The sequence below is a fragment of the Streptomyces sp. NPDC058576 genome (assembly GCF_042718715.1).
Lineage (GTDB): Bacteria > Actinomycetota > Actinomycetes > Streptomycetales > Streptomycetaceae > Streptomyces.
Genome location: NZ_JBHXPF010000004.1, coordinates 129,240 through 140,758, shown reverse-complemented (window position 1 = coordinate 140,758; position 11,519 = coordinate 129,240). Strand labels below are relative to the sequence as shown.

The 11,519-nt window shown below is 74.2% G+C and carries 5 protein-coding genes; all 5 read left to right on the top strand.

Annotated features, from left to right (window positions below; all coding sequences use genetic code 11):
* Positions 1-177: 177 nt before the first annotated feature.
* The 5 genes from ACFWRV_RS04870 to ACFWRV_RS04850 all read left to right on the top strand — a co-directional run bounded on the left by ACFWRV_RS04870 (position 178) and on the right by ACFWRV_RS04850 (position 11,433).
* Positions 178-1,884, top strand: a complete 1,707-nt coding sequence (locus ACFWRV_RS04870; RefSeq protein ID WP_384328315.1) for a glycerol-3-phosphate dehydrogenase/oxidase — start codon at positions 178-180, stop codon at positions 1,882-1,884.
* Positions 1,885-2,201: 317 nt separating this feature from the next.
* Positions 2,202-4,355 (top strand): serine/threonine-protein kinase, encoded by a 2,154-nt coding sequence (locus ACFWRV_RS04865; RefSeq protein ID WP_384328312.1) that lies wholly within the window; start codon positions 2,202-2,204, stop codon positions 4,353-4,355.
* A gap of 241 nt (positions 4,356-4,596) precedes the next feature.
* A complete protein-coding gene (locus tag ACFWRV_RS04860) occupies positions 4,597-7,803 on the top strand; it encodes a protein kinase (protein ID WP_384328308.1) in 3,207 nt (1,068 codons plus the stop codon).
* Positions 7,804-7,947: 144 nt separating this feature from the next.
* Complete coding sequence (locus ACFWRV_RS04855; protein ID WP_384328305.1) at positions 7,948-9,660, top strand: protein kinase; 1,713 nt, start codon at positions 7,948-7,950, stop codon at positions 9,658-9,660.
* A 126-nt stretch (positions 9,661-9,786) separates the two neighbouring features.
* A complete protein-coding gene (locus tag ACFWRV_RS04850) occupies positions 9,787-11,433 on the top strand; it encodes a serine/threonine-protein kinase (RefSeq protein ID WP_384328302.1) in 1,647 nt (548 codons plus the stop codon).
* Positions 11,434-11,519: the final 86 nt, after the last annotated feature.

The window sequence follows — 11,519 nt, the reverse complement described above, 5'->3', positions numbered from 1 at the left end:
TAGGCGTAAATATGACCTATATGTCGCATTCCGTGGCTCCTGACGCCCGGGTGTTGTCCACAGGCGGTGGCTGAACTCGGAGAGCGCGGACAGAATCGAGGGGTGGGCACGGGCGGCCGGCCCCTCGGCCGGGTGGCACTCCCGTGTCCGACCACCCCGATCCACCGGGAGGCAGCAGTGAGGACAGCGACACTGGGACCCGCCGAGCGCACCGCAGCGCTCGCCGCCATGGCCGAGCGCGAACTGGACGTGCTGGTCGTGGGGGCGGGCGTGGTCGGCGCGGGCACGGTGCTCGACGCCGCCACCAGAGGCCTCTCGACCGGCCTGGTCGAGGCGCGCGACTGGGCGTCCGGCACATCGAGCAGGTCGAGCAAGCTGATCCACGGCGGCCTGCGCTATCTGGAGATGCTCGACTTCGCCCTGGTCCGGGAGGCCCTCAAGGAGCGCGGGCTGCTCCTGGAGCGGCTCGCCCCGCACCTGGTCAAGCCCGTGCCCTTCCTCTACCCCTTGCAGCACAAGGGCTGGGAGCGGCTGTACGCCGGCTCCGGCGTCGCGCTGTACGACGCGATGTCGGTCTCCTCCGGCCATGGCCGGGGCCTTCCCGTCCACCGCCACCTCTCCCGCAAGCACGCCCTGCGGGTCGCCCCGGCGCTGAAGAAGGACGCCCTGGTCGGCGCCTTGCAGTACTACGACGCCCAGATGGACGACGCCCGTTTCGTCACCGAGTTGGTGCGCACCGCCGCGTCCTACGGCGCCTACGTGGCGAACCAGGCCCGGGTCGTCGGCTTCCTCCGCGAGGGCGAGCGGGTCGTCGGCGCGCTCGTACGGGACGTCGAGAGCGGCACGGAGTACGAGGTCCGGGCCAAGCAGGTCGTCAACGCGACCGGTGTGTGGACCGACGACACCCAGGGGCTCATCGGCGAGCGCGGACAGTTCCACGTCCGGGCCTCCAAGGGCATCCACCTCGTCGTCCCCAAGGACCGCATCCACTCCTCCACCGGCCTCATCCTGCGCACCGAGAAGTCCGTCCTCTTCGTCATCCCCTGGGGCCGGCACTGGATCGTCGGCACCACCGACACCGACTGGGATCTGGACAAGGCCCACCCGGCCGCCTCCAGCGCCGATATCGACTATCTCCTCCAGCACGTCAACTCCGTCCTGAACACCCCGCTGACCAGGGACGACGTCCAGGGCGTCTACGCCGGACTGCGGCCGCTGCTGGCCGGCGAGTCGGACGCCACCAGCAAGCTGTCGCGCGAGCACACCGTGGCCCACCCCGCCCCCGGCCTGGTCGTCGTGGCGGGCGGCAAGTACACGACGTACCGGGTCATGGCCAAGGACGCGGTGGACGAGGCGGTGCACGGACTCGATCAGCGGGTCGCCGCCTGCGTCACCGAGGACACCCCGCTGCTGGGGGCCGAGGGATACAAGGCCCTGTGGAACGCGCGCGCCCGGATCGCGGCCCGGACCGGACTCCATGTCGCCCGGGTGGAGCATCTGCTCAACCGGTACGGCTCAATGACCGAGGAAATTCTGGAACTGATCCTCGCCGACCCCACCCTGGGCGAGCCGCTGCCCGCCGCCGACGACTATCTGCGCGCCGAGATCGTCTACGCGGCCTCCCACGAGGGCGCCCGCCATCTGGACGACGTACTGACCCGGCGCACCCGGATCTCCATCGAGACCTTCGACCGGGGCACCCGCAGCGCCCGGCTCTGCGCGGAGCTGATGGCACCGGTGCTGGGCTGGGACGAGGGGCGGATCGACCGGGAGGTCGAGCACTACGAGAAGCGGGTGGAGGCCGAGCGCGAGTCGCAGCGGCAGCCCGACGACCTCACGGCGGACGCGGCCCGGCTCGGCGCACCGGACATCGTGCCGATCTAGGCGGGTCGTCGAACTGCCGCCGCCGCCCGGCGGCCGGCAGTTCGGCGACAGGGCCGAGAGGGCGCCCGGCTGTCCCGGAAGACCCCGGGGCGGCGGCCACCGCCTGTTGCCCCCGGGTCAGTTGGGCTCCGCCGGCCCGGTGGGGCGGTGTCCGCCGCCCGGACCGGCCTGGACGGGGAGGCCGGGTTGGTAGGAGGCTGTGGGGGCTTCCCTCTTCGGACCGCAGTGCGGCGGACCCCGGACCCGGCACCAGAACCGGTCCCGGGGTGAGGGACAATGAACGCTCTGCCAGGGCGGGTTGATCGCAGAGGGGACGCATGTCGGAGGCGGAGCAGGCACGGGAGCCCCAACGGGACAAGAACGGTCGTCTCCTCGCGGGGCGCTACCGGCTCGGTGAGGTGCTCGGCCGGGGTGGCATGGGTACGGTCTGGCGCGCCGACGACGAGACGCTCGGCCGCACGGTCGCGGTCAAGGAGCTGCGGTTCCCCGGGGCGATCGACGAGGACGAGAAGCGCCGGCTGATCACGCGCACCCTGCGCGAGGCCAAGGCGATCGCACGGATCCGCAACAACAGCGCGGTGACCGTCTACGACGTGGTCGACGAGGACGACCGCCCGTGGATCGTCATGGAGCTGATCGAGGGCAAGTCGCTCGCCGAGGCGATCCGCGAGGACGGCACGCTGACGCCGAGGCGGGCCGCCGAGGTGGGGCTCGCCATCCTCGACGTGCTGCGCGCGGCGCACCGCGAGGGCATCCTGCACCGCGATGTGAAGCCGTCCAACGTGCTGATCGCCGAGGACGGGCGCGTCGTGCTCACCGACTTCGGCATCGCCCAGGTCGAGGGCGACCCGTCGGTCACCTCCACCGGCATGCTCGTCGGCGCCCCCTCGTACATCTCGCCGGAACGGGCCCGTGGTCACAAGCCCGGCCCGCCCGCCGACCTGTGGTCCCTCGGCGGACTGCTGTACGCGAGCGTCGAGGGCTGCCCGCCGTACGACAAGGGCTCGGCCATCGCCACCCTGACCGCCGTGATGACCGAACCGCTCGACCCGCCGAAGAACGCCGGTCCGCTCACCGAGGTCATCTACGGGCTGCTCGCCCGGGACCCCGACCAGCGTCTCGACGACGCCGGGGCGCGGGCGTTGCTCAACGACGTCATCAACGCCCCCGACGTTCCCGCGCCGGCCCCCGCGGACTCCACCCAGATCATGGCGCTGCCGCCGGCTCCCGCCGCCGACCCCCTCGTCAAGCGGACGCCGAAGCAGCCCAAGGCGCCGAAGCCGCCGAAGCAGTCCACCGGAACGGGCGAGTCCGGCGAGGGCGCGCGCGACCGGCTGCGCGGCGCCCTGCGTTCCGTGCGCAACGCGAAGACCCCGGCGGCGGCCGCCGCCGCGGGCACGGCCGCCGCGGCGTCGACAGGCTCTCCGGCCGCCGCTGCCACCGGATCGCCCGTCGCTCCGCCCAAGCCGCCGTCGCCGCCCGGGACTCCCGCCCGGGGCGCGAAGTCCGGCGCGGCGGCGGGGTCCGCCCCGGCGAGCGCGAAGGGAGCCGTCGCGGCCCCCGACGCCCCCGCCGGCGCCCCGAAGTCCGCGACGGCCGCGAGTGCATCCGTACCCGGGCAGCGTCCGCCCGGCTCGCCCGCGTCCACGCGCGCCTCGATCACCGACGTGGTGCCCCGCCGCACCCTGGCGATCATCGCGGGCGTCGTCGCGCTGGCCATCCTCGGCACGGTCCTCGCCCTCGCCCTCGGGGGCGACGACGCGGACAAGAGCGGCAAGGGCGACACCGCAGCGTCGGCCGGAGCCTCGACCGGCGGCGCCGACGACAAGGGCGACGACACGGGCGGCGGTTCGTCCGGTGGGAAGGGCGACGGCCAGAAGGAGGGCCAGGGCACGGAGGACGGCCGGGCCTCCGAGGACCCGTCCGGCGAGGGCTCCGACGACCCGAAGACCGACGACCCCAAGGGCGACGAGGGCGACGAGGGCGACGAGCCGGGCGCGGGCGACTCCCTGCCCGCCGGCTACGAGAAGGTCACCGACAGCCGGTTCCGCTTCACCATGGCGATGCCCGGGGACTTCAAGCGCACCGGTATCGCCGGCAGCAACTCCGGAGGCATCTACAACGCCCGCCAGGGCAGCTTCCCCCGGGTCCAGGTCGACTTCAACAGCTCGCCCAAGGACGATGCCGCGGCCGCCTGGCGCGGGGCCGTCGGCAGCGCCAAGGTCCTCAGCGACGGCTACCGGCACGGCAGCATAAAGAAGGTCGAGTACAACGGCTATCCGACCGTCGCCGACTGGACGTTCGAGCGCAACCACAACGGCGTCCGGGTCAAGGTGCTCAACCGAGGCTTCAAGGTGGACGCCGGGCGCGGCTACTCGATCATGATCAGCTGCGAGGTGGACGAGTGGGACGGCGACGAGTGCCGGACGCTGCGCGAAACGGCGTTCGCCACGTTCACCCCCACGAACTGACCGCCCGCCCATGCCGGGCCAGGCCGGGCCACGCCGGGAGCGCCAGGGCCCGGCTGTGGGAAACGTTTGTGCGGGCCGGGTTTGGCGCGACCCGGCCCGTCGGCCCGCGATGCCACGTATCGTAAGAGACCGGAGACCGTACGCAGCCGGAACGACAGGTCAATTGCCCGCCGAATGACCGTAACTGACGGATACGTGCACCTCTGAGGACCGGGGGAACAGCGCGCTCTGGGGAGGCGTCGTGGACGACTACGCGGGTCGGGTGCTTGCCGACCGCTACCGCCTTCCGCTGCCCCCGTCCGATGGGTACGAACTGGTCGAGACCCGGGCGTTCGACACATACAGCGGTCAGGAAGTCCTGGTCCGCCAGGTGCCGTTGCCGGAGATCGTGGACGCCGAGGTGCTCGACGCCGACGGGCAGGCCCCGATGTCCGGGCGCACCACCGGGCGTGCGGTCCGCCGCAGTACGGACCCCGCGGTCCGGCGGGCGATCGAGGCAGCGCAGTCCGCCGCCCAGGTGCCCGACCACCCCCGTCTTGACCAGGTCTTCGACGTGTTCGCCGAAGCGGGTTCGCTGTGGATAGTCAGCGAGCTCGTGGCGGCCCGGCCGCTCGCCGCCCTCCTCGCCGAGCGCCCCCTCACCCCCTACCGGGCCGCCGAGATCGGCTCCGACGTGCTCACCGCCCTGCGGGTGCTGCACGCCCACGGCTGGACCCATCGCAACATCACCGTGCGCACGGTCCTGGTGTGCGACGACGGCCGCGTCATGCTCACCGGTCTCGCGGCGGGTGCCGCCGAGGAGGCCCTCTGCGGGTACGCCACCGGACCGCAGCCCGACGCCGATCCGGTGGCCGGCCCGACCACGTACGGCATCCCGGCCGGCGAGCCCACCCCGCCGAGGGAGCTGGGCGGCGCCCATCAGCTCCCGCCGGCCAGGAGCGACGAGGGCCAGGGGTCCGTCGAGAGCCACCAGGGCCACGGGTCCGTCGAGAGCCGCCAGGACCACGGCATCGTCGAGAGCTACCCAGGCTACGAGGACGCCGAGAGCTACCAGTCCGTCGAGAGCTACGAGGCTGCCGGGCAGGACCCGGACGTCCAGGAGTTCACCCGGTACGGGAGTGGCGACGGCGGCGAGGGGCGCGGGGGCCGAGGGCTTCCCGTTCCGCCGCTGCCGCAGGGGTACGCGCCGCGCCTGGACGACGACCGGTACGACGACGACCGGGGGAACAGCGACCGGGGCAACGACGACCGGTACGACGACGACGGGGGGAACAGCGACCGGGGCAACGACGACCGGTACGACCTGCCGCCGGGCCGCGCGGCCGAGCCGGTCCCGGGGCAGCGGGCCGACGGGCAGGAGATCGTCCCGCGCCCCGCCGCCCCGGCCGTCCCGTACACCGCCGTACCGCCCCCCGCCGAGCCGGGCGCGTCGAGCGCCGCTCAGCTGCGGGCCGCCCGCGCCGGGGCGATAGCCGCCTACCGGGCGGGTGCGCGGGCCGCCGCCCGGGTCACCGAGGACCGGCAGCAGGCCGACGGCGCCCCGGCCGATCTCACGAAGCCGCAGAGGGACGCGGGCGGAGCCGCCCCGGCCGCGGGCAGCGCCGGATCCGCACCCGGCACCGAGACCACGGGCGCGGGCACGGACAGGGACGCGGGCACGGACCCCCAGGGCTCCGCCCCCGGCGTCCGCGCCCTCCCGTACCAGCGGCCGGCCCCCGCCGCCCCCGGGCCGACCGCCCCCTGGGGCAGCCCCGCCGAGGACCCCTACGACGACGAGGACGACGAGGACGACGAGGAGGGCCCCAGGCCGCCGGGCCGCCGCGTCCACCTCGCCGGGACCTGGGACGACGGGCCCCGCGCGCGGCCCGTCTCCGCCGGCGGCTCCGGCGAGGACGCGCTGCGCGCCGACTCCCGGCGGCCCGGCCCGCCGGTCCCCGCCCCGAAGGAGCTCGCCCGCACCGCCCCGACCCCGGCCGGGCGGACCGCCGCCCGGGCCTGGGAGGACGCCGTCGCGGGCGGTGGCGAACCCGCCGTCTACCGGGGCCCCGCCACCCCGCTCGCCGCCGAACGCGCCCGCCAGGCGCGGATCGCCGTCGTCGGAGCCGTCACCGAGCGCTGGGCCCCCGAGCAGGCGGGCCCGGTCCACGAGAACTGGCAGCTCGCACCCCCGATCGGCCCCTCCACCGACCTGTGGGCGCTCGGCGCGCTGCTCTACCGCGCCGTCCAGGGCCACGCCCCCTACCCCGAGGAGAACGCGGCCGAGCTGGTCCAGATGGTGTGCGGGGAGCCGCCCGCCTTCGCGGAGGAGTGCGGCCCGCTGCGGCCCGTCGTCGAGTCGCTGCTGCGCCAGGACCCCACGGAGCGGCCGGACTTCGAGGAGCTGCGCGGCTGGCTGCGCTCGCTGGTGCGCTCCGCGCCCGAGCCGGAGGCGGGCTCCGACGTCGTGACCCTGCCCGCTCCCGACGCCACCCGGCTCCCCGTCGTACGCCGCCGGGGCGAGCTGGTCCGCCGGCGCCGGGGCCGTTTCGGCGGCGGTGCGGCGCAGGGCAGGCATCGCCAGGGGAAGCGCCGGCAGCCGCCCGGGGACCGTGGCGGGCGGCAGCGGGACCGGCAGGATGCGCTGCTGCCGCCCGACCGGTCCGTGCGCAGGCCCGTGGAGGCCTGGGAGGAGGAGCGCCCGGCCCGCGCGCCGCGTGCGCCCAAGGGGCCCCGGGTGCTGCGGGAGCCGCCGCGCCGGGACGAGGGCGCGTCGCCCCGCCGTCTCGGGCGCCTGCTGCTCGTCCTCATCCTGTTGCTGATGGCCGCCGCCGTCGCGTACGCCGTGATGTTCCTGCCGAGCCAGGATGCGGGCGAGGACGGCGGGGCTCCGGCCTCACCCGGAGGTTCCGCCGCGCCGCCCGCCGCCTCGGGGGAGCCCGAGCCGTCCGCCTCCGCGAGCGGGTCCGGGGAGTCCGGCTCGCAGCAGCCGCAGACCAGCCGGTCCGCCGCCGCGCTCGCCCCCGGCTACACGCTGCGCAAGGACGCGGAGGGCTTCGAGGTCGGCGTGCCGAAGGACTGGCAGCGCAGCCCGGCCAACGCGGACCGTCAGATCCGTTACGGCAGCGACGGGTTCACCCTGCTCGTGGTGCCCGGCCGCGACACCGTGAAGGCGAGCGGCGGCGATCCGCTGGACTACCAGCGCGACAAGGAGCCCGAGCTCCAGCCGTTCCGGGACTCCAGCTGGTCCTCCTCGTCCGGACTGCGCCGGGTCGACGTCGGCCGGCAGGCCATGGCCGAGGGGCAGTTCACCTGGCAGGAGAGCGGCGGGCGCGAGGTGTTCGTCCGTAATCTCGCCATGATCGTCGATGGCCGGTACCACGTCATCCAGGTCATCGGACCGGAGAACGACCGGGACAAGGTCACCGAGATCTACGAACAGGCCATCGCCTCCTACCGGATCGCCGGCTGACCGCACGTCATCGCCGCCGCCGCACAGGGGGCGTTGTGCGGTGTCGACAACCATCACAGTGCGGTCTCGTGGGCGATCCCCCGTATCCCCTCCGCGCCCCGCCTCCGTAATCTGGCAATTCGAGGAACGGGGCGGGGACATCACGTGGATCGATCACAGGGCACGGAAGCGGGACTGGTGCTGGCGGGGCGCTACCGGCTGGGCGACGTCCTCGGCCGGGGCGGCATGGGCAAGGTCTGGCGCGCCCACGACGAGGTGCTGCACCGCACGGTGGCCGTCAAGGAGTTGACCGCCGGGCTGTACGTCGCCGAGGCCGACCGGCTCGTCCTGCACGCCCGGACGCAGAAGGAGGCCCGGGCGGCGGCGCGCATCACGCACCCCGGGGTCGTCACCGTCCACGACGTGATCGAGTACGACAACCGCCCCTGGATCGTCATGCAGTACGTCGACGGGCCCTCACTCGCCGACGCCGCGAAGGAGAGCGGCGAGGTCGCCCCGCGCGAGGCGGCCCGTATCGGGCTGCACGTGCTGAGCGCCCTGCGCGCCGCCCACGGCGCCGGGGTGCTGCACCGCGACGTCAAGCCCGGCAACGTCCTGCTGGCGCGCGACGGGCAGGTGCTGCTGACCGACTTCGGGATCGCCGCGATCGAGGGCGACTCCACCATCACCCGGACCGGCGAACTGGTCGGCTCCATCGACTACCTGGCCCCGGAGCGGGTACGCGGCGGCGACCCCGGACCGGCCTCCGACCTCTGGTCGCTGGGCGCCACGCTGTACACGGCCGTCGAGGGGACCTCCCCGTTCCGCCGTACGTCCCCGATCTCCACCATGCAGGCCGTCGTCACCGAGGAGCCGCCCGCCCCGGTCAACGCCGGTCCGCTCGGCGCCGTGATCACCGCGCTGCTCCGCAAGGATCCGGACGAGAGGCCCACGGCCGCCCAGACCGAGCAGATGCTGCTGGACGCCATGGAGGGCCGCGAACCCCGGGCCGCCCAGGCGCATGTGCCGACCCAGCGCTTTCCCGAGGACGCCCGGTACGGCTACCAGGACGGAGCCGGCCCGGCCGCCGACCCGCCCGGCTCCGACGGCGCCACCGCCCGGCTGCCCGGAGCGGCCTCCGCCGCGACCGCGCCGACCGACCCCGCCCCGGACCGCGCCGCCCCGGCCACCGTCCCCGGCTCCGTCCCGGTGACCCGGCGTGCGGGGTCCCGGTGGCGCACGGTGCTCGTCGTGGTCGTCGCCGCCGCCGTCCTCGGCGGCGCGGCCGGGCTGATCGCGATGAAGTACCGGGAGAGCTCCGACACCCCGGGCGGCACGGGCGCTGGCAGCACACCGTCCGCGCCCCGGACCACCCCCGGGTCCGCCGACCCCGGACAGACACCGCCGGAGCCGGAGATACCCGACGGCTGGCACCGGGTCGACGACCCGGCGGGGTTCAGCCTGGTCGTGCCGAAGACCTGGACCCGGCAGGTCAATGAGGGCCAGATCGACTACACCCCGGACGACGGGGCCCACCGGATCCGCATCAGCGTCGACCCGGACCCGGACTTCGACCACCCGTATCTCCACATGGAGAACATGGAGGAGCAGCTCTCCACGCGGCTGCCGGGCTACCAGCGGATCGGGATGGAGAAGAACACCTTCCGCGACCGGCCGGGCGCCCTCTGGGAGTTCACCTGGAACGAGACCAAGGACCACGCGGGGCCCCGGCACGGCATCGACCAGATGTACTACGGCGGTCCCGGCGGCCCGGAGTACGCGCTGTATCTGACCGCCCCGCAGGAGGGCTGGGAGGACAGCCGGGAGAAGTTCGACATCATGCTGCGCAGTTGGAGAGCCCCGGAGGCCCGGCAGTGAGAGCGCGGTCGGGGCAGGCTTCGTAACGGCCCGATGCCCCGCCCGGGTTGCTGTACGGTCACGGCTCCGTACCCGGTGAACGTCCCCGGTGGTGCCGGGCCCGGTACGTGAACCAGGATGGAACGCATGACCGATCACGGGGGACGGGCCGACGAGCCCACCAGCTACGGACTCCAGCCACCGCACGCACCGGGCGGATTCGGCGCACCGCATCCCGCGCCCCCGGCGCGCATTCCCTCGCCGACCCTTCCGGGGAGCGCCCCGGACAGTGCGTCGAACCGGCTGATCGGCGGGCGCTACCGACTGCTCGCCCGGCTCGGGCACGGCGGGATGGGCACGGTGTGGCGGGCGCACGACGAGGTCGTCGGCCGCGAGGTGGCCGTCAAGGAACCACGCATACCGGAACACCTGGGCGAGCGCGAACACCACAACGTGCACCAGCGCATGCAGCGCGAGGTCAGGGCCGCCGCCCGGATCGACCACCCCTCGGTCGTCACCGTCCACGACGTGGTGATCGAGGACGGCAAGCCGTGGATCGTCATGGAGCTGGTGCGCGGCCCCTCGCTCGGCGACCGCCTCCAGGAAGGCACCCTGGACCCCCGCGAGGCGGCCAGGATCGGCCTCGCGGTCCTCGACGCGCTGTCGGCCGCCCACGCGATCGGCATCCTGCACCGGGACGTCAAGCCGGACAACGTCATGCTCGGCACCGGCGACCGGGTGGTCCTCACCGACTTCGGGATCGCCCAGGTCGAGGGCGAGCAGCGGCTCACCGAGACCGGCGCGTTCGTCGGCTCGCCCGAGTACATCTCCCCGGAGCGGGTGCTCGGGCAGCGCCCCGGGCCGGAGTCGGACCTGTGGTCGCTGGGCGTCGTGCTGTACGCGGCGGTCGAGGGGATGTCCCCGTACCGCCGCTCGCACACCCCGGCCACCCTCCAGGCCGTGCTGTCCGCCGAGCCGCAGACGCCCGCCCGGGGCACCGGCGCGTTCGGCACGCTCGTCATGCAGCTGCTCCGCAAGGACCCCGCCGCACGCCCGCCGGCCACCGAGGTCCGCCGGACGCTCCAGCAGCTCGCCTCCCCGGCCCCCGCGCCGACGACCTCCGCGTACGGGGCCCTCGCCGCAGGCCGGGACGGCGGCAGCAAGTGGGTGCCGCCGGTGCTGCACCGCAACCGGGCCGCGCAGTTCGCACTCGGCGGCGGGGCGCTGGCCGTGGTGGTCGCGCTCGTGCTGCTCCTGCTGAACCCGTTCGCGGGCGACGGGCCGCCCGAGGACTGGAAGGTCCGCACCGAGACGGAGGTCCTGTCGGCGGACGTGGCCGTGCCGGGGGAGTACAAGCGCGTCGAGGAGACGGACGACGAACTGGTCTGGTACGCGGACCCCAGCGGCGTCTTCGAGATCGACTTCTGGCACCGCGCCCCGAAGAGCGACGACACGAGCGACGACAACCCCGGAGCCGACGCGGCGGCCCGCACGACGTACTACGAGGAGGGCGGGGCGAGCGGCACCCAGATGGAGAAGGCCTCCGTCACGTCCGAGGACACCACCCACCAGGGGCGGAAGGCGGTCGAGATGACCACCGAATACATCCCCTACGCCTCGTCCGACGACGATCCGGTGCGCTACCGCTTCCGGGAGCTGCTGATCCCCGGCGAGAAGAAGAGCGACCCCTACTGGCACGTGCGGGTGCGGATGCCCGCCGAGGGGGAGGCGGCGAAGGACGGCGACGCGATCTACACCGAGGTCGTCGCGGGGCTGAAGATTCACTCTTCCTGAGCGTCGCGGGCCGGACGCTACCGGGCAGTCGGCCACAACGCCACTGATCAGCGGTTATGTCGCCAGCGATCACTGGCTCGGTCGAG

What these genes read in the sequence shown, in the direction of transcription:
- ACFWRV_RS04865 (WP_384328312.1), top strand. Translation starts at nt 2,202, where the DNA reads ATGTCGGAGGCGGAGCAGGCACGGGAGCCCCAACGGGACAAGAACGGT.
- ACFWRV_RS04850 (WP_384328302.1), top strand. Translation starts at nt 9,787, where the DNA reads ATGACCGATCACGGGGGACGGGCCGACGAGCCCACCAGCTACGGACTC.